Raw genomic sequence first — 18231 nt, forward strand, 5'->3', positions numbered from 1 at the left:
TCCGGGCTCTTCTCATCGGTGGAGCGAAGGGACGAACGGGGGAGGAGCCGAGCCCTACCAGGGCCGGCCGTGCAGGACGACGGTCTTGACATCGGTCATCTCGGCGACCGCGGAGCGCGGACCCTCCTTGCCGATCCCGCTGCCCTTGAGGCCGCCGTAGGGCATGAGGTCGGCGCGCCACAGGGGGGTCCAGTTGATGTGGATGGTGCCGGTGTCGAGCTCCCGGATCGCGCGCACGGCCCCGGAGACGTCCGAGGTGAAGATCCCCGCCCCGAGTCCGTATGCCGTGCCGTTGGCCTGGGCGATGGCCGACTGCCAGTCCGCCGCGGTCGAGACGGCGACCGCCGGCCCGAACAGCTCGTCCTGGCTGAACGGTGAGCCGGGATCAACCCCGGCGACGACCGCGGGCGTGATCATCGCGCCGTCCCGCTCGCCGCCGGTCAGCACGGTGGCCCCGTCTCGCACCGCCGCGCGGATGGACCGCTCGACCCGTTCTGCCTCCTGCTCGGTGATCAGGGTGCCCATGCCGGTGTCAGCGGCGCCGGGGTTGCCCGTGCTGATCCGCTGGACCCGGGGCACGAGGGCATCGAGGAAGTCGCCGGCGATCTTGGGGTGGGTGATGACTCGCTGCACGGAGATGCACACCTGCCCGGCGTTGACGAAGCCGCCGACGGCGACGGCGGCCGCCGCGGCGTCGATGTCGGCATCGGGCAGGACGATCACGGGGCAGGACGCACCCAGCTCGAGGGAGAGCTTCTTCACCCCCGCGAGCTGGGTGATGCGAGTGCCGATGGGAGTCGATCCGGTGAAGGAGATCTTGTTGACCCGGGGGTCGCTCACGAGCGCGTCGCCGAGCTCCCCGCCCGCTCCGGTCAGCACCGACAGGACCCCCTCGGGCAGGCCGGCGTCCACGAAGCACGCAGCGAGGGCCAGCGCGGTCAACGGGGTCGTGCGGGCGGGCTTGAGCACCACGGCATTTCCAGCCGCCAGTGCCGGTGCCACCTTGTGCAGGACGAGCAGGGACGGGTAGTTGAACGGGGTGATCGCCACGACGACCCCGACCGGCTGGCGGATCGTGAACCCCACCTTGTCGAAGCCCGTGCCCGGGTTCGCGTCCAGCGGAAGCGAGTCGCCGTAGAGCTGCGTTCCCTCGAAGGCCGCCAGGCGGATGAGCTCTCCGGAGCGCGACGCCTCGCCGCGGGCCTCGGTGATGGCCTTGCCGGCCTCGGCGCTGATGGTCTGCGCGATCGACTCGGCGCGCTCGTCGGCGAGGGCAGCCGCCCTCAACAGGATCTGCATCCGCTGGTGGGCGGGCGTTCGACGCCACACCCTGGCGCCCTCGACCGCCGCAGCGAGCGCTCGGTCGACATCCTCACGACCGGCGAGGGCCACCGACCCGACGGCAGACCCGTCGAACGGCGACGTCACGTCCTCCCGACGACCCGAGGAAGCCTCGGCCCACTGGCCTCCGATCAACAGCTTCACGCTGGACTCCATCCATCGACATTGAGGGAAGACCACCCGAGCGACTTATGCGCTCCAGCACCGGTCAAGATGCCTCAGCGTGACGGTCTGCACACCAACCGGTCAAGCAATGTGAGGCCATCAAAAACACCTCAGGAATGACCTCCGCGTAGCGTGACAACAGGTCGCCCGGAATCTCTCAACCGCAGCGAGCCCCTCACGAATCCGTCATGATTTGTCCATGCCACACCCGTATCCGATCCGGGAGATCGCCCACCAGTCCGGGCTGAGCGAGGCCACCGTCGACCGCGTGCTGAACCAGCGGCCGGGAGTGCGCCCCAGCACGGCGGCACACGTCGCGCAGGCGATCGCCGACCTCGACCGGCAGCGGAGCCAGCTGCGCCTCACCGGCCGGACGTTCATCGTCGACCTCGTCATGCAGACCCCCGACCGGTTCTCCGCCGCGGTCAAGGCGGCACTGGAGGCCGAGCTGCCCATGCTGCGCCCGGCGGTGGTCCGCTCGAGGTTCGACTTCCGGGAGAAGGCCCAACCGGGCGAGCTCGTCAAGGCTCTCGACGGCATCCGCCAGCGCGGGTCCATGGGAGTCATCCTCAAGGCGCCGGACGACCCCGAGATCGTCGAGGCGATCGGCCGGCTCCAGGACGCCGGCATCCCGGTCGTCACCCTCGTCACCGACCTGCCCCTGAGCCAACGGGTCGCCTACGTGGGCATCGACAACCGAGCGGCCGGTGCGACGGCGGCCTACCTCATCGACCAGTGGCTCGGCGATGGCCCTGACGCTGTCCTGATGGCCCTGAGCCGCAGTGCGTTTCGCGGTGAGGAGGAGCGAGAGATGGGCTTCCGCGCGACGATCCGCGAGCGTCCCGGTGGCCGCGTCCTCGTCGAGGCCACAGACACCGACGGCCTCGACGAAGCCGTGCGAGACCAGACCATCGCTACCCTCCGGGAGCACCCCGACATCACTGCGGTCTACTCCATCGGGGGAGGCAACCGGGCCATCCTCGAGGCTTTCGACGTCGCGGGTCGGGAGTGCCGAGCCTTCGTGGCCCACGACCTCGACCGCGACAACCTCACGCTCATCCAGGAGCGGCGGATCATGGCCGTCCTGCACCACGACCTGCGTCAGGACATGCGGCGTGCGTGTCAGGTGATCATGCAGGCGAGCGGAGCAATCGACGGACCGATCGAGTCCGTGCCGTCCCAGATCCACGTCGTCACGCCGTACAACATCCCGACGCAGCCCGTGGCCTGACCCCCGGCGGGTCGGTCCGGAAGACGGCGCCGACGGCCTCAGTGAGCCTGGATGCGCGGCGGGATGTTGTGCGGCGTGACGACCTCGACGTTGGCCGCGACCGACGTCGGGGCGCCGCGCAGCAGGCGGTGCGCTCGCATGACCTGTCGCACGCCGTTGCGCATGTCGGCGTGGAGGTCGTGGTGCAGGACCGCCGTGAGCGCCCCGGAGCGCAGCAGCTCGACGTTGTCCTCGTCGAGGTCGTGTGCGACGAAGACCGTCGCCCGGCGCCCGGCCGCCCGGAACGCGTCGGAGATGGCGCGGTTGCCGCCTCCGATGGAGTAGACGGCCTGCAGGTTCGGTTGTGCTGCAAGGAGATCGGACACGAGGGCGCTCATGGTGGCGTCGAGCCCGTCGCTGTCGGTGATCGTGTGCACACGCCGCTCAGGGGAGAGACGGGCCAGGGCCGCATGGAAGGCGTCGGCCCGCTCCCGCTCGCCGAAGAACGACGACCGGCTCAGGGTGAGCAGGACGTCGCCGGGCCGCTCACCGAGCACCTGGGTCACGAGGTAGGCGGCCGTCGCCCCGGCAGCAGCGTTGTCGAGCCCGACGTAGGCCACCCTCGCGCTGTCCCGCACGTCGGTGACGAGCGTGACGACCGGGATGCCCCGCTCCGTGACCCGCCCGACCGCCGCCGCCACGGCGGGGTCGTCAGGCGCCTTGAGCACGACGCCGTGGCAGACGCGTCCGCGCCTGCCGAGGCCGTCGAGCAGCTCGACGGCGGCACCGACGTCGGCGTTCTCCCGCAGGTGGAAACGGGCTCGCACGGCCGCCGGACGCAACGCCGGTAGCTCGTCCTCGAGCGCAGACCGGACGGCCGAGCTGAAGCGCGAGGGTGCCTGGATGACGACGTCGAGCAGCAGGGTCCGGGCTGCGAGTCGTAGCTGGGTCTGCTGGCGGTCGAGGTCGAGGACCGCCTGCTCGACGGCCCGCACGGCCCGTGGGCTCGCGCCCGCACGGCCGTGCAGCACTCGGTCGATCGTCGCCTCGGACAGGCCGGACTGCTCGGCGATGTCGCGCACCCGGTGCGCGGTCGGGCGTTGCGGAGCCATGCGCTGAAGGGTAGCCCGCGAGAGCTCCGCTGAGGTCTTTCTGAGGCCTTCGGCCCCTGCGCCAGCAGCACGTGGGCACGCATCCTTGAGTGATCGGCCCCTGCCGCACAGCTCCTGCCCACCGTGACGTCCCGTCCACGCCGTTCCGCCCGAGGAGGGCACCCATGACCATCACCTCGACCAGCTCGCAGACGCGCTGGATCCGACCCGAGGATGCCCGACTGTCCGACCTGCTCGAGGTGCTCGGCCAGCACACCGACCTCGCCGACTACCCGCACGCGACCCGCGTGGAGCAGGAGGTGCTCGTCTACGACTGGGCCACCCTGCGGCATACCGCGGCAGACGAGGTGACCCGGCGCGACGTGCAGGCGGAGCTGTCACGGGCGCTCGCCGACGGGCCCGGAATCGTCGTGCTGGCAGGCGCTTTCGACGCCGAGCCCCTCGAGCGCACGACGGCGGCCTTCGAGCGGATGATCGCCGAGCAGCGCGCGAGCGGCACGACGGTCGGCGACCACTTCGCCAAGCCGGGCGCCAACGACCGCATCTGGAACGCCCTCGAGAAGCTCGCCGTCGCCGACCCCGAGGCGTTCGTCGGCTACTACGCCAACGACGCCGTCGCGCTCGCGGCGCAGGCGTGGCTCGGTCCGGGCTACCAGGTCACCTCGCAGCTCAACGTCGTCAACCCCGGCGGCGCCGGGCAGACGGTGCACCGCGACTACCACCTCGGCTTCCAGTCCGCCGAGACGTGTGCGGCCTACCCGGCCCACGTGCACGCCCTCTCGCAGGTGCTGACGCTGCAGGGCGCGGTGGCCCACGTCGACATGCCGGTGGAGTCGGGTCCGACGCTCTACCTGCCGCACAGCCAGAAGTTCGCGCACGGCTACGTCGCCTACCAGCAGCCGGAGTTCCAGGAGTACTTCCTCGCCCACCACGTGCAGCTCCCGCTGTCAGCCGGCGACGCCGTCTTCTTCAACCCCGCGCTCTTCCACGCCGCTGGAACGAACCACACGACCGACGTGCGCCGCATGGCGAACCTCCTGCAGATCAGCTCGGCCTTCGGCCGCGCCATGGAGACCGTCGACCGCGCCCGTGTCGTCGAGGCCACCTATCCCGCGCTGCTCTCCGCCCGAACGGCCGGTATGCCGCCGCGCGCGGTCGCGAACGTCGTCGCGGCCACCGCAGAGGGCTACGCCTTCCCGACCAACCTCGACCGCGACCAGCCGATCGACGGGATGTCGCCCCGGACCCAGGCGGAGCGCGTCGCTGCCGCTCTCGAGGCCGGTATGCCGCCGGGCGAGCTCGCGCAGCTCCTCGCGGCCCGCGAGGCGGACCGCTCCAGCCACTGAGGGCACCGGGACCATCGACTCTGCCGCGTGCGTGGGAGCCATGGTCACGATGGCTTCGGGACACCTGCAGGCCGCGGGTGGTGAGGGAGGCTGTCATGGTCGTGTTCGAGGATCGGGTCGACGCCGGCACCCGGCTGGCCCGCGAGCTGGAGACCCTCCGCGGCCAGGACGTCGTCGTGCTCGGCCTGCCTCGGGGCGGGGTGCCGGTCGCGTCCGTCGTGGCCGAGGCACTCGATGCGCCGCTCGACGTCATCGTCGTGCGCAAGCTCGGCGTCCCCTTCCAGCCCGAGCTCGCCATGGGGGCGATCGGGGAGGGCGGCGTCAGGGTGCTCGACCGCAACCTCGTGATGCGCGCCCGCGTCACCGACGAGGAGATCGAGGACGTCGAGCGGCGAGAGCGGGCGGTGCTCGACGCTCGTGTCGACCGGCTGCGACGGGGCCGCCCGAGGGTCGACCTGCACGGCCGGGTCGCGGTGGTCGTCGACGACGGCATCGCGACGGGGGCGACCGCACGGGTCGCGTGCCAGGTCGCCCGACGACTCGGCGCCGCGCGGGTCGTGCTCGCCGTTCCCGTCGCCCCCGCGCACACGGCGGCCCACCTGCCCGAGGCGGATGACGTCGTCTGCGTGTCGGCGCCCGAGCACTTCAGGGCGGTGGGGGCGCACTACGTCGACTTCTCGCCGACGAGCGACGACGAGGTGGTCGCACTCCTCGACCGTGCCGGCCATCGCGCCCGCGTGGCGGCGGGACCGCACGGTCACCCGGCGGCCGGAGTGCCCCGCGACATCGACGAGCAGGTCGCCGTCCCGGCGGGCCGCGCGACGATCGAGGGACACCTGCGCGTGCCGGCCGGGGCCACGGCCGTCGTCGTGTTCGCGCACGGCAGCGGCAGCAGCCGGCACAGCCCGCGCAACCGCTTCGTCGCCGACGTGCTGCACGATGCCGGCCTCGGCACCCTGCTGCTCGATCTGCTGACCCCGCAGGAGGAGCGCGACCGCGGCAACGTCTTCGACATCCCGCTGCTGGCGAGCCGCCTCGAGGCGGCGACAGCGTGGCTCGCCTCGAGACCCGACACCGGCTCGTGCCGCATCGGCTGGTTCGGCGCGAGCACGGGAGCCGGGGCTGCCCTGTGGGCGGCCGCCGAGCCGCGGTCAGCGGTGGTAGCCGTCGTGTCCCGCGGGGGGCGCCCCGACCTGGCCGGCGCCCGCCTCGCGTCGGTCCGGGCGCCCACCCTGCTCATCGTCGGTGGCGACGACGACGTCGTGCTGCGCCTCAACCGGCAGGCCCGTGCGCAGCTCGTCGGCTGCGTGACCGAGCTGGCGGTCGTGCCGGGTGCCACGCATCTCTTCGAGGAGCCGGGCACGCTGGCCGAGGCCGCCTCCCTCGCGCGGGACTGGTTCGTCCGCCACCTCGCCGTGCCACCGACGGCGGGCATCGGGAAGGAGTCAGCATGAGCGCCTGGACCCGGTCGTCGCGCACCGATCGCATCGCGGCCGAGATCCGTTCACTGGCAAGGCCGCTCACCCGGAGGAGCGATCTCGACGGGCTCGTCGACCGGGTACGCGACGCCCGGTTCGTCTGCATCGGTGAGGCGTCCCACGGCACGAGCGAGTTCTACCGCTGGCGGGCGCTGCTCAGCCGTCGCCTCATCGAGGAGCACGGCTACCGATGGATCGGTGTCGAGGGCGACTGGCCCGACTGCTGGCGGATCAACCGGTGGGTGCGCGGCGAGGCCGACGTCGACCTCGACGCCCTGGGCCTTCTCGCCCACTTCGAGCGCTGGCCGACGTGGATGTGGGCGAACCACGACGTCGCCGACTTCCTGACCTGGCTGAGGTCGTTCAACCTCTCCCGTCCCGCGGCCGACCGGGTCGGCTTCTACGGCCTCGACGTCTACTCCCTCTGGGACTCGCTGTGGGAGATCATGACGTGGCTCGAGACCCACGAACCGGACGCTCTGCCTGCCGCCATGCGCGCCTGGCAGTGCTTCCTGCCCTTCGGCGAGGACCCCCACCGGTATGCGCGCAGCACGCGGCTCGTGCCCGTGACCTGCGAGTCCGACGTCGTCGGGCTGCTCGTCGAGGTGCGCCGGCGGAGCCGCGCCCGGCTGCAGGACGAGGAGATGCTCGACGTCGTGCAGAACGCCGAGGTGGTCGTGGGCGCCGAGCACTACTACCGCACGATGGTGCGGGGCGACCGTGAGTCGTGGAACATCCGCGACCGCCACATGGTCGACACCATCGAGCGCGTGGCTGCGCATGCGGGGCCGCAGTCGAAGGGCCTGGTGTGGGAGCACAACACGCACGTCGGCGACGCCCGCGCGACGGACATGTCTCGAGCCGGGATGGTCAACGTCGGTCAGCTGCTGCGCGAACGCCAACCCGGTGGTTCGGTCGCTCTCGTCGGCTTCGCCTCGCACCGCGGCACGGTCCTCGCCGCGAGCTCGTGGGGCGCCCCGGAGGAGGCGTTCGTCGTGCCCGAGGCGCAGTCCGGCACGCTCGAGGCGCTCCTGCACGAGACGGTCGGGGAGCCTGCCGTCTTCGTCTTCCCGGACGACCGCTCCGGGCCGTGGCTCTCGTCCTGGCTGGGGCACCGCGCCATCGGCGTCGTCTACAACCCGCACCACGAGACGGGCAACTACGTGCCGACGAGGATCGGGGCCCGCTACGACGCCCTGCTCTGGCTCGAGCGGACCTCCGCGCTGCATCCCCTGCACCACGAGCCCACTCCCACGGAGCCCGAGCTCGAGACCGAGCCCACCGGCTTCTGACGCCACGCACTAGCGTGAGTCCATGAACGCGACGGTCTCGAGCCTCTACATCTACCCCGACTCCGACTCTCCCGGGCAGGAGCTCGACTCCGTCGACGTGACGCCCTCGGGGCCGGAGGGCAACCGATCGAAGAAGCACGCCGTGCACCTCGTGAGCGTCGACGACTACGTCGCCACCCATCCCAAGGCCAACATCGTGCTCGACATGGACGCGAGCGTCCTCGCCCGGCTCGTCGGTGAGGTGGTCCGCCTGGGCGACTGCACCCTTCGCGTCACCCAGTCGCCCTCGCAGTGCGCCGGGGTCTACGCCGAGGTCGTGACCCCCGGCTCGATCGCGGTCGACGACGAGCTGCAGGTCGCCACGGCGTAGCGTCACGCGCGTGACGATCCACTCGAGCCACCCCTTCGACTCGCCCGACGCCGACCGCGACCCGGCCCGCCGGCTGCGGGGCCGCGTCGGGTCGACGGTCTCGCTGTGGACCGCCGGCTCCGGCCGCGACCGCGCCGGCCTGACCGTCTCGTCCTACCTCGTCGCAGCAGGTGACCCGTCGCGGATCGTCGCCGTGCTGCATCCGGAGTCGGAGCTGCTCGAGCGCCTCGAGGAGACCGGCACGGCCGTCGTCGCATTTCTCGACTGGCGTCACCGCGAGCTCGCCGACGTCTTCGCGGGAGTCATGCCCTCGCCGGGCGGCCCCTTCCGGACGGGGGAGTGGCAGGACACGGCGTGGGGCCCCCACCTCGCGCCCCTGGGGACGTGGGCGGGGGTGCGACTCGATGCCGCAGCCACGCGTGACGTCGGGTGGTCGCGCCTCGTCGAGGCCGTGGTCGAGCACGTCGAGCTCGGCGACGACGCGGAGCCCCTCGTTCATCGGCGCGGCCGCTACCAGCGTCCACCCACCTGACTCGCGCCCAGACCCGGCGAGCCTGACCCCGCAGGTATGCCGCGAGCGTCCTTGCGCTGCAGGGCTACCGGACGAGCGGGGCCAGACCGCTCCAGGCGAGGGCGGTGAGGGTGTCGACGAGCTCGTCGCGTGGCACGCGGTCGGCCCGGGCGAGCCAGTCGTCGGCGACGGCCTGCACCGAGCCGACGAGCGCCGTCGCGAGGACGCGGGCCCGCGCCGGGTCCGGCAGCGCGGTCTCGAGCACCCCCGAGAGCATGGTGGTCACGTGGCTCACGGTGCCCCCGACGGGGTCGTCGGGGAGGGGCCGGTCGACCAGGGGCCTCGTGACGACGAAACGGTAGAGGTCGGGATCGGACTCGACGAGGGCGAGGTAGGCCTCGACGGTGGAGGCGATGACGCTCCGCAGGTCGGGACCGGCGGGCGCGGCGCCGGTCGACAGCGCCCCGGCGACACTGCCGACGACGCGGCTCTCGATGCGTGCCACGACGGCTCGGTAGAGGCCGGCGCGATCGTCGAAGTGGCGGTAGACGACGGTCTTGCTCGTGCCGGCCTCGGCGGCGATGTCGTCCATCCCGACGCCGGGACCGTGCCGCCGGATGGCCCGGATCGTCGCGTCGACGATCTCGGAGCGGCGCTCCTCGCGGTGCCGCTCCCACCGCGCGTCGCGCCCGTCACGCGCGTCCACGGCGTCGGCGACCCCACCGACGGTCGGCACCGCGCGCTCATCGGCGGCTTCGGTGGGGGCGCTCGGGTCGGCCATGAGCCGAAACTAACAGGTACTTCGTGTATCGGCTACAGCGAGTTTCGGTTATGTTGTCCCACGACCGCCCCCACCCGAGGAGATCCCATGGCCGCCTCATCCGTCCCCCGCGCCGCCACTCGTCAGCCTCGGCGGGTCGCCGTGCTCGGGGGCAACCGCATCCCCTTCGCCCGCGCCAACGGCCCGTACGCGCAGGCCTCCAACCAGGACATGCTGACCGCCGCGGTCGACGGGCTCGTCGCCCGGTTCGGCCTCGCGGGGGAGCGGGTCGGCGAGGTCGTGGCGGGGGCCGTGCTCAAGCACAGCGCCGACTTCAACCTCACGCGCGAGACCGTGCTGGGCTCGCGGCTGCACCCGACGACACCGGCCTACGACGTGCAGCAGGCGTGCGGCACCGGCCTCGAGGCCGCGATCCTCGTCGCCAACAAGATCGCCCTCGGCCAGATCGACTCCGGCATCGCCGGTGGCGTCGACAGCGCGAGCGACGCGCCCATCGCTGTCAGCGAGGGTCTGCGCCAGGGACTGCTCGCAGCGAACCGCGCCAAGAGCACGGCTCAGCGGCTCAAGGCGCTCGCGAGCATCCGCCCGACTCAGCTCATCCCGGCGATCCCGCAGAACGTCGAGCCGCGCACCGGGCTCTCGATGGGAGAGCACATGTCCCAGACCGCGGCCCGGTGGAGCATCACCCGCGAGGCCCAGGACGAGCTCGCAGCGGCGTCCCACGCCCACCTCGCCGCCGCCTACGAACGCGGCTTCTTCGACGACCTCGTCACCGGCTACCTCGGCGTGTCGAAGGACACGACCCTGAGACCCGACACGAGCACCGAGAAGCTCGCCGCCCTCAAGCCGGTCTTCGGCAAGGGGGACGGTGCGACAATGACGGCCGGCAACTCCACCCCGCTCACCGACGGGGCCTCGGTGGTGCTGCTCGGCACCGAGGAGTGGGCCGCAGCGCACCATCTGACCCCGCTGGCCTGGTTCGTCGACGCCGAGACCGCCGCCGTCGACTACGTGCACGGCGACGAGGGCATGCTCATGGCTCCGGCCTACGCCGTGCCCCGCCTCTTGGCGCGAAACGGCCTGTCGTTGCAGGACTTCGACTTCTACGAGATCCACGAGGCCTTTGCGGCGACCGTGCTGACGACTCTGGCGGCGTGGGAGGACGCGGACTTCTGCCGCGACCGCCTCGGGCTCGACGCACCCCTGGGCAGCATCGACCGCAGCCGGCTCAACGTCAACGGATCGTCCCTCGCGGCGGGGCACCCGTTCGCCGCCACCGGCGGGCGCATCGTCGCCTCCCTCGCCAAGCAGCTGTCGGAGGCGGGCGGCGGCCGTGGCCTCATCTCCATCTGCGCTGCCGGTGGGCAGGGCGTCGTCGCGATCCTGGAGGCCTGAGCCGTGACCGACATCTTCTCGACCATCATCGGCTCGCCGATCGCCCGACGCGTCGGTGTGCCCCAGCCGACCCGGCTGCGCCGCTACGAGCCCGGTATGCCGCTCTGCGAGGGCCCGGTGCTCGTCGCCGGCGGTGGGCGGTTCGCCGACGGACTCGTCACGTGGCTGGGCGAGCTCGGCATCCGGGCGATCCGCGCCCTCGACCCGAACCCGTCCGACTCGGGGGAGGCGACCCGGCTCGGCGCCGTCGTCCTCGACCTCAGCGAGGCCCGCGACCCCCAGGACCTCGACGCGCTTCGCGTCGTCGGTGCACCGGCCCTCAGGTCCCTCGCCCGCAACGCGCGAGTCGTCGTCATCGGCACAGACCCCGCCACCCTGGGCGAGGTCTCACACGTCGCCACCCATCGAGCCCTCGAGGGGGCGGTGCGCTCGATCGCCAAGGAGCTGCGTCACGGAGCGACCGCCAACCTCGTTCTCGCGCAGCAGGATTCGTCCGACGGCGTCCGGTCCGCGGTCGAGTTCCTCCTCTCGGGCCGGTCGGCCTACGTCGACGGCCAGGTCATCCGGGTGGACGACAGGACCGGTGCGAACGCCGACGCCGTCAGGCCGCTCGCCGGCAAGGTCGCGGTCGTCACCGGCGCCGCCCGTGGCATCGGCGCGGAGATCGCCCGAGTCATGGCCCGTGACGGAGCCACCGTCGTGGCCGTGGACGTGCCTGCCGCCGGTGACGCGCTAGCGGCCGTGGCCAACGAGATCCGCGGCACGGCTCTCCAGGTAGACGTGACCGCGGCGGACGCCGGCAGGCGCATCGTCGACCACGCCGTGACGCGCCATGGGTCGATCGACGTCGTCGTGCACAACGCCGGCATCACCCGCGACAAGCTCCTCGTCAACATGGACGAATCCCGTTGGGGCAGTGTGATGGCCGTCAACCTCAGGTCCATCCTCCAGCTCAACGACGCGATCCTCGCGCCGGGGGCGATGCCCGACGGCGGGCGCATCGTCTGCGTCGCCTCGATCGCGGGCATCGCCGGTAACCGTGGCCAGACCAACTACGGCGCGAGCAAGGCCGGGGTCATCGGCATCGTCGACGCCCTCTCGACCCAGCTCGCGGAGAGAGGCATCACGGTCAACGCCGTGGCTCCGGGCTTCATCGAGACCGACATGACCGCGCGGATCCCCTTCGCGACACGGGAGATCGGCCGTCGGATGAACTCGCTGCAGCAGGGTGGCACACCCAAGGACGTCGCCGAGACCATCGCGTGGCTGGCCCAGCCGGGCGCAGCCGCCGTCACCGGCCAGGTCGTGCGGGTCTGCGGCCAGAGCCTGCTGGGGGCGTGACCGTGCCCAAGGTCATCACCCTCGAGGCCGCCCCCGACCTCCGCCAGATCTACGTCTCGGCGGCTCTCAAGCGCCGGCGGGTGGGCGACACCCTTCCCGACGTGCGGGTCGCCCGAGCCGGCGTCTCCGTCGACGTGCCCGGCCTCGCGGCATACGCCCGCGTGTGCCGGCTGCCGCTCGGGGCGACGTTGCCGCTGACCTACCCCCACCTGCTCGCCTTTCCCCTGCAGATGGTGGTGATGGCCGGTGACGGCTTCCCCCTGCCGCTGCTCGGTGCGGTCCACGTCGAGAACCGCATCGAGGTCACACGGGCGGTCGCGGTCGACGAGCTCCTCGACATCGACGTGTGGGCGCAGGACCTGCGCCCACACCGGCGGGGCACCCAGGTCGACCTCGTCTCCGAGGTGAGCACCCGGGGCGAGCTCGTGTGGCGCGGAGTCAGCACCTACCTGGCCCGCGGCGCGGAGCACCCCGACGCGCCCCGCTCCGAGGCGCCGTCCACCACCCCGCTCGCCGCGGTCACCGGTGGCCCGCAGTGGCGCCTTGGTGACGACACGGGCCGGGCGTATGCCGGTGTGTCGGGTGACTGGAACCCGATCCACCTCCATGCCCTGACCGCACGACCCCTCGGCTTCCCGGGCGCCATCGCGCACGGGATGTACACCTACGCGCGGGCGATGGGCTCCCTCGGCCCACGCCTTGCCCCGGAGGGCCTGACGAGCCGGGTCTGGTTCCGCAAACCGGTTCCGCTGCCGTCGACCGTGCGTCTGCGCACGGCCTTCGCGCCCGAGTCCACCCTCTCGGTGCTGGAGTCGGCGAGCGGCGACACCGAGCACGCTGTCGTCGAGAACACCTGGGCGCCGTGACGCTCAGGCCTGCCGGTGCTCCTGCACCATCCGGTAGACGCCGCTGCGCACGACGTAGCCGAGGTCGGCGTTGATCCGTCGGATGCCGACGTTCGCCTCCTCGTTGGTGGTGTTCGACACCCTGGCGCCGAGGCGAGCGGCGACGACGTGCGCACGCTCCTTGACCGCGCGCATGATGCCGCGGCCACGGTAGGCGGGGTCGACGCCGCTGTAGGCGATGGAGAGCGCTCCGGACTGCACCCCGCCGAAGGTGATGCCCGCAGGCACACCATCGACGCGCGCGACGACGCAGACGGGCTCCTCGTCGGCCGTGAGCATCGTCGAGAACGCCTCGAGGCTCATGACGAATCCGAGCGCCGCCTCGGGGTTGGTCTGGCTCGCACGCAGCATGTGCTCGACGGCGTCGCGGTCGGCGAACCCCAGGTCGGGCACCTCGTCCAGCGTCACCCCCGGCGGAAGGGGCGAGGAGGGCGCGAGCTCGGTGAGGTCGAGACTCGACTCGATCCCGTGCTTCTCGATCTCGAACCCCCAGTGGCGCGCGACGGCGAGCGACCGCTCGTCGTCGTCGAAGACGCCGGTGCCGAGCCTGGCGATCGTGCCCGGCACGAGGGGCAGGAGCGACGCACGCAGCGCCGACCCGACGCCCGAACCCTCGACGTCGCGAGCCACGACGAGGCGCAGGCCGCAGCGGTCGGGTGGGGCGAAGCCGGGGCGTTGCAGCAGGCCCACCCCCACGAGGTGGTCGTCCTCGTCATGGGCGGTGTGGCGCACCAGGAGGGGAAAGAGCTCGGGGCTCTCGAAGGGCATCGCGGCCTCGGCACGAGGCAGCTCCGGCAGGCGCGCGCACACCAGATCGACCGCCTCGGCGATGCGCCGGGTCTCGAGGGGCCGCACTGTCACAGCAGGCATTCGGCTCATTCGTAGAGAACGTACTCGGGCTGCGGACGCAGGGCCAGCACCTGCGCCGGGGTCATGAGCGGCCCGAAGCGCCGGTCCTCCGAGTAGAAGAGCTTGAAGCCGGCGTGCACGGGCTTCGGCATGCCTCCGGTGAGCTTGCGGTAGGTCGACTCCTTCATCGCGCGCGACCCGATGCCGTCGACCGACTTGATGAGCACCACGCCCGGGTGGGCGCGAAGCGCCTTCTCGTCGCGCAGGATCGACGGCGAGAGCTGGTGGACGACGAAGACCTTCTCCGGCAGCTTCTTCGCGCGGACGAGGCCCGCGAGGTAGGACGACACCTCGTCGACCTCCTCGCCGGTCGTGTGGCCGAAGACCCGCATGGGCACCTGGCCGGGGCCCATCGCCCACTCCGGGTCGAAGGCCACGCCGACGTCGGGCTCCCCGAGCCAGCGGGCGTAGGAGCGCACCTCGTCGAGGACGTCGGCCCGGCCCGGCTGGATGTCGAGCAGGAGGATGCCCTTGACCCTGCGGGCTGCAGCGAGGTGGGCCGCGATGACCCGGTCCGAGGTCCGGCTGCGGTAGAGGCCGTCCGATCCCGGCTCGCCGTGGACCACGGTGGCGATGAGCTCGAGGACCGGCAGCACCGTGCGGCCCGCGGCATACGGCTCGGCCACGCGCTCGATCTCACGGGCTCGGGCGTCGAGGTCGCCGACGCCGAGGCGTCCGAGGGCGGACGACCCGGGGTAGCCGACGAAGCCGACGAGGCGGTGCGCGGGGAAGATCGTGCGCCCGCCGCGGGGCAGCTGGGGGAGCGATGCAGCGGGGCCCGACGTGGCCGAAGTGGCAGCGGGTGTCGGGGCATCCGAAGCGGACCCTGCCGCCCGGCCCGACGTCACCGCGCCGCCGGCCGTCGGCGCGGGGGAGAAGGGCGGGGCGGACGGCGTGGGCGTTCCGCCGCAGGCGGCCAGCCCGATGAGCGCCGCCGCTGCAACAGCCAGCGCCGTTCGTCGCACGTGGTCTCCCCGGAGTCGCCGGGCGCGTGGATGCGCCCGTTTCGTCCCACGCTAGGTCATCGAGCGCGCCACACCCAGCTGATGCGGCTGGCGGACCGTCGCAGGCCGGTGCGCGCGGTCGTTACGCTGGGCCCGGCCGCAACCACGCGGCACACCCCCGCCACGAAGGAGCACCAACCGTGTCTGCACAGATCACCGTCACCGTCGCCGGAAGCGAGCGATCGGTTGCGGAGCAGACGACGGCGGGTGAGCTCCTCGACGAGGTCGGAGGCGCCGGCCGGGTCGTCGTCGCCCGCGTCAACGGCGAGCTGCGCGACCTCTTCCACCCGCTCGCCGACGGCGACGTCGTCGAGCCTGTCACCATCGACAGCGAGGACGGCCTCGCGGTGCTGCGCCACTCGACGGCCCACGTGCTCGCGCAGGCGGTGCAGTCCATCAACGAGGACGCGAGGCTCGGCATCGGCCCACCCGTCCGCGACGGGTTCTACTACGACTTCGACGTCGAGACCCCGTTCCACCCCGACGACCTCAAGGCCCTCGAGAAGGCGATGCAGCGCATCATCAACGAGGGGCAGACCTTCGCGCGCCGGGTCGTCACCGACGCCGAGGCCCTCGAGGAGCTCGCCCACGAGCCGTTCAAGTGCGAGCTCGTCGGGCTCAAGGGCGGCAGCGCCGACGAAGCCGCCGAGGGCGCCGGCGTCGAGGTGGGCGCCGGCGAGCTGACGATCTACGACAACATCCGCCGCGACGGCACCCGCGCCTGGGGCGACCTCTGCCGCGGCCCGCACATCCCGAGCACCAAGCTCATCGGCAACGCCTTCAAGCTGATGCGCGTGGCGGCCGCCTACTGGCGCGGGTCGGAGAAGAACCCCCAGCTCCAGCGCATCTACGGCACCGCGTGGCCGACCAAGGACGAGCTCAAGGCCTACCTCGACCGGCTGGCCGAGGCCGAGCGGCGCGACCACCGCAAGCTCGGCGCGGAGCTCGACCTCTTCTCCTTCCCCGACGAGCTGGGCTCCGGGCTGCCGGTCTTCCACCCCAAGGGCGGCGTCATCAAGCGCGAGATGGAGGACTACGTCCGCCGCCGGCACATCGAGGAGGGCTTCGACTACGTCGGCACGCCGCACATCACCAAGGACGGCCTCTTCCACACCTCGGGCCACCTGCCCTACTACGCCGACACGATGTTCCCGCCGATGGAGCTCGAGGGCGCGAAGTACCAGCTCAAGGCGATGAACTGCCCGATGCACAACCTCATCTTCGCCTCGCGCGGCCGCTCCTACCGAGAGCTGCCGCTGCGCTTCTTCGAGTTCGGCTCCGTCTACCGCTACGAGAAGTCGGGCGTCGTGCACGGCCTCACCCGCGTGCGCGGCATGACGCAGGACGACTCGCACTCCTACGTCACCGCCGAGCAGGCACCCGCCGAGATCCAGCACCTGCTCGACTTCGTCCTCTCGCTGCTGCGCGACTTCGGCCTCGACGACTTCTACCTCGAGCTGTCGACCCGCGACGAGGACGGCGACAAGAAGGACAAGTTCATCGGCAGCGACGAGCAGTGGAAGGTGGCGACGAAGGTCCTCGAGGACGTCGCCGTCGCATCCGGCCTCGACCTCGTCCCCGACCCGGGCGGCGCCGCCTTCTACGGGCCGAAGATCTCCGTCCAGGCCCGCGACGCCATCGGGCGCACGTGGCAGATGTCGACGATCCAGTACGACTTCAACCAGCCCGAGCGCTTCGGCCTCGAGTACCAGGCCGCCGACGGCACGCGCCAGCAGCCGGTCATGATCCACTCGGCGAAGTTCGGCTCGATCGAGCGCTTCCTCGGGGTGCTCGTCGAGCACTACGCCGGGGCGTTCCCGGTGTGGCTCTCGCCGGTGCAGGTGCTCGGCGTCCCGGTCGCCGAGGACTACGCCGACCACCTGCAGGGCGTCCTCGGCCAGCTGAAGCGCCGGGGCGTGCGCGTCGAGCTCGACGACAGCGACGACCGCTTCCCGAAGAAGATCCGCAACGCGAGCAAGTCGAAGGTGCCCTTCGTGCTCATCGCGGGCGAGGAGGACCGCGCCGCGGGGGCGGTGTCGTTCCGCTACCGCGACGGCTCCCAGAAGAACGGCGTGCCGATCGAGGACGCCATGGCCGAGATCCTCGCCGCGATCGAGAGCCGCGCCCAGGTCTGACCTGTGACAGCGGTCACAGCCGCGGCGGGTTTCGCGCAAACCCTTGCGCGCCGTGCCGCGGAGGGATACAACTGAAGTACCGGATCGCTTCGGCGAAACGGTTTCTCCCATCATTCATTTGGCGGGAGAACGAAGGCCCGGGAACTCATACTTCCCGGGCCTTCACCTCTCTCACGACGCCCGTGAACGATCCGGCGCGCCCCAGCACCTCGGCCCCGCGGCTCTCACACCCGCGGGGCTGATCTGCGTCCGGGCGGGCCGGAATCTGGCGTGTCGGATTTTCAGCCTGACCGTCGGACACGGTTCAATGGTGCTGGCCCTGCGGTGTGTGAGACCGCAGGGCCCTTCACTTCTCCGGCCGCCACCGCCCTAGGATCGACAACCATGACCGAGCAGGCCGGCGACGCCGTCGAGAGCGCGCACGACTTCGCCCACGTCGACGACGGGTTCGAGCGGCTGTGGACGCCCCACCGGATGGCCTACATCCTCGGCGACCGGCCCACCGAGGAGGCCGGCACCGGCTGCCCGTTCTGCGCCGCACCGGCAAAGTCAGACGCCGACGGGCTCATCGTCCACCGCGGCGAGCACTGCTACGTCGTGATGAACCTCTTCCCGTACAACCCCGGTCACGTCCTCGTGTGCCCCTACCGCCACGTCTCGCTCTACGTCGACCTCACCGACGAGGAGACCCAGGAGTTCACGGCGCTGACCAAGGCGGCGATCACGGCCCTGCAGGTCGCGTCCGGACCGCACGGCTTCAACCTCGGCATGAACCAGGGCGCCGTCGCCGGGGCCGGAGTGGCCGCCCACCTGCACCAGCACATCGTGCCGCGGTGGAGCGGTGACTCGAACTTCCTGCCCATCGTGGGGCAGACCAAGGCGCTGCCCGTGCTGCTCGAGGAGACCCGCAGGCGCCTCGTCGCCAGCTGGGTCTGA

The 18231-nt window shown here is 71.8% G+C and carries 16 protein-coding genes; 11 read left to right on the plus strand and 5 right to left on the minus strand.

Annotated features, from left to right (window positions below; all coding sequences use genetic code 11):
• Positions 1-54 precede the first annotated feature (54 nt).
• On the minus strand, positions 55-1485 hold the full coding sequence (locus tag FHX52_RS04685) for an aldehyde dehydrogenase family protein (protein WP_141820346.1): 1431 nt from the start codon (positions 1483-1485) through the stop codon (positions 55-57).
• Between the two features lie 220 nt (positions 1486-1705).
• On the opposite strand from FHX52_RS04685, the gene FHX52_RS04690 reads away from it, so the two are divergent.
• Positions 1706-2737 (plus strand): LacI family DNA-binding transcriptional regulator, encoded by a 1032-nt coding sequence (locus FHX52_RS04690; protein WP_141820348.1) that lies wholly within the window; start codon positions 1706-1708, stop codon positions 2735-2737.
• A 38-nt stretch (positions 2738-2775) separates the two neighbouring features.
• Here the strand turns inward: FHX52_RS04690 and FHX52_RS04695 are convergent, their stop codons facing one another.
• Positions 2776-3828 (minus strand): LacI family DNA-binding transcriptional regulator, encoded by a 1053-nt coding sequence (locus FHX52_RS04695; RefSeq protein ID WP_141820350.1) that lies wholly within the window; start codon positions 3826-3828, stop codon positions 2776-2778.
• A 164-nt stretch (positions 3829-3992) separates the two neighbouring features.
• Between FHX52_RS04695 and FHX52_RS04700 the strand changes: the two genes are divergently transcribed.
• The 5 genes from FHX52_RS04700 to FHX52_RS04720 all read left to right on the plus strand — a co-directional run bounded on the left by FHX52_RS04700 (position 3993) and on the right by FHX52_RS04720 (position 8846).
• A complete protein-coding gene (locus tag FHX52_RS04700; RefSeq protein ID WP_141820352.1) occupies positions 3993-5174 on the plus strand; it encodes a phytanoyl-CoA dioxygenase family protein in 1182 nt (393 codons plus the stop codon).
• Between the two features lie 95 nt (positions 5175-5269).
• Positions 5270-6628, plus strand: a complete 1359-nt coding sequence (locus FHX52_RS04705; RefSeq protein WP_141820354.1) for a phosphoribosyltransferase — start codon at positions 5270-5272, stop codon at positions 6626-6628.
• On the plus strand, positions 6625-7944 hold the full coding sequence (locus tag FHX52_RS04710) for an erythromycin esterase family protein (protein ID WP_141820356.1): 1320 nt from the start codon (positions 6625-6627) through the stop codon (positions 7942-7944). Before FHX52_RS04705 ends, FHX52_RS04710 begins: the two co-directional genes overlap by 4 nt.
• A 22-nt stretch (positions 7945-7966) precedes the next feature.
• A complete protein-coding gene (locus tag FHX52_RS04715) occupies positions 7967-8314 on the plus strand; it encodes an MOSC domain-containing protein (protein WP_141820358.1) in 348 nt (115 codons plus the stop codon).
• 10 nt (positions 8315-8324) lie between these two features.
• The gene (locus tag FHX52_RS04720) at positions 8325-8846 is read left to right on the plus strand and encodes a flavin reductase family protein (RefSeq protein ID WP_141820360.1); all 522 of its coding nucleotides are present in this window, start codon (positions 8325-8327) and stop codon (positions 8844-8846) included.
• 64 nt (positions 8847-8910) lie between these two features.
• Here FHX52_RS04720 and FHX52_RS04725 read toward each other — a convergent pair whose 3' ends face one another.
• Complete coding sequence (locus tag FHX52_RS04725) at positions 8911-9606, minus strand: TetR/AcrR family transcriptional regulator (RefSeq protein ID WP_141820362.1); 696 nt, start codon at positions 9604-9606, stop codon at positions 8911-8913.
• Between the two features lie 87 nt (positions 9607-9693).
• Between FHX52_RS04725 and FHX52_RS04730 the strand changes: the two genes are divergently transcribed.
• The 3 genes from FHX52_RS04730 to FHX52_RS04740 are packed head-to-tail and all read left to right on the plus strand — an operon-like array spanning position 9694 to position 13208.
• Positions 9694-11001 carry an acetyl-CoA C-acetyltransferase gene (locus FHX52_RS04730; RefSeq protein ID WP_141820364.1) on the plus strand — a complete coding sequence of 436 codons (1308 nt, stop codon included), beginning with the start codon at positions 9694-9696 and terminating at the stop codon, positions 10999-11001.
• A 3-nt stretch (positions 11002-11004) separates the two neighbouring features.
• Positions 11005-12342 carry a 3-oxoacyl-ACP reductase gene (locus FHX52_RS04735; RefSeq protein ID WP_141820366.1) on the plus strand — a complete coding sequence of 446 codons (1338 nt, stop codon included), beginning with the start codon at positions 11005-11007 and terminating at the stop codon, positions 12340-12342.
• Entirely contained in the window at positions 12339-13208 is an 870-nt protein-coding gene (locus FHX52_RS04740) for a MaoC family dehydratase (RefSeq protein WP_246069612.1), read from the plus strand. The genes FHX52_RS04735 and FHX52_RS04740 overlap by 4 nt, the downstream gene beginning before the upstream one ends.
• A gap of 3 nt (positions 13209-13211) precedes the next feature.
• On the opposite strand, the gene FHX52_RS04745 is transcribed toward FHX52_RS04740, so the two are convergent.
• Together FHX52_RS04745 and FHX52_RS04750 are read right to left on the minus strand one after the other, a co-directional pair.
• Positions 13212-14117 carry a GNAT family N-acetyltransferase gene (locus FHX52_RS04745; protein WP_141820368.1) on the minus strand — a complete coding sequence of 302 codons (906 nt, stop codon included), beginning with the start codon at positions 14115-14117 and terminating at the stop codon, positions 13212-13214.
• A gap of 5 nt (positions 14118-14122) precedes the next feature.
• Positions 14123-15121: a hypothetical protein gene (locus tag FHX52_RS04750; protein ID WP_141820370.1), complete on the minus strand. Its 999-nt coding sequence runs from the start codon at positions 15119-15121 to the stop codon at positions 14123-14125.
• Between the two features lie 179 nt (positions 15122-15300).
• Between FHX52_RS04750 and thrS the strand changes: the two genes are divergently transcribed.
• Positions 15301-17295 (plus strand): threonine--tRNA ligase, encoded by a 1995-nt coding sequence (gene thrS, locus FHX52_RS04755; protein ID WP_141820372.1) that lies wholly within the window; start codon positions 15301-15303, stop codon positions 17293-17295.
• Positions 17296-17679: 384 nt separating this feature from the next.
• Positions 17680-18231 carry an HIT family protein gene (locus FHX52_RS04760; RefSeq protein WP_141820374.1) on the plus strand — a complete coding sequence of 184 codons (552 nt, stop codon included), beginning with the start codon at positions 17680-17682 and terminating at the stop codon, positions 18229-18231.

Origin of the sequence: Humibacillus xanthopallidus (assembly GCF_006717145.1) — a bacterium.
GTDB classification, from domain to species: Bacteria; Actinomycetota; Actinomycetes; order Actinomycetales; family Dermatophilaceae; genus Humibacillus; species Humibacillus xanthopallidus.

Bases quoted from the DNA above. Each gene is read 5' to 3' on its own strand.
- FHX52_RS04705 (WP_141820354.1), top strand. From the start codon at position 5,270: ATGGTCGTGTTCGAGGATCGGGTCGACGCCGGCACCCGGCTGGCCCGC.
- FHX52_RS04700 (WP_141820352.1), top strand. From the start codon at position 3,993: ATGACCATCACCTCGACCAGCTCGCAGACGCGCTGGATCCGACCCGAG.
- FHX52_RS04745 (WP_141820368.1), bottom strand. From the start codon at position 14,117: ATGCCTGCTGTGACAGTGCGGCCCCTCGAGACCCGGCGCATCGCCGAG.
- FHX52_RS04730 (WP_141820364.1), top strand. From the start codon at position 9,694: ATGGCCGCCTCATCCGTCCCCCGCGCCGCCACTCGTCAGCCTCGGCGG.
- FHX52_RS04715 (WP_141820358.1), top strand. From the start codon at position 7,967: ATGAACGCGACGGTCTCGAGCCTCTACATCTACCCCGACTCCGACTCT.
- FHX52_RS04725 (WP_141820362.1), bottom strand. From the start codon at position 9,606: ATGGCCGACCCGAGCGCCCCCACCGAAGCCGCCGATGAGCGCGCGGTG.
- FHX52_RS04760 (WP_141820374.1), top strand. From the start codon at position 17,680: ATGACCGAGCAGGCCGGCGACGCCGTCGAGAGCGCGCACGACTTCGCC.
- FHX52_RS04695 (WP_141820350.1), bottom strand. From the start codon at position 3,828: ATGGCTCCGCAACGCCCGACCGCGCACCGGGTGCGCGACATCGCCGAG.
- FHX52_RS04690 (WP_141820348.1), top strand. From the start codon at position 1,706: ATGCCACACCCGTATCCGATCCGGGAGATCGCCCACCAGTCCGGGCTG.
- FHX52_RS04710 (WP_141820356.1), top strand. From the start codon at position 6,625: ATGAGCGCCTGGACCCGGTCGTCGCGCACCGATCGCATCGCGGCCGAG.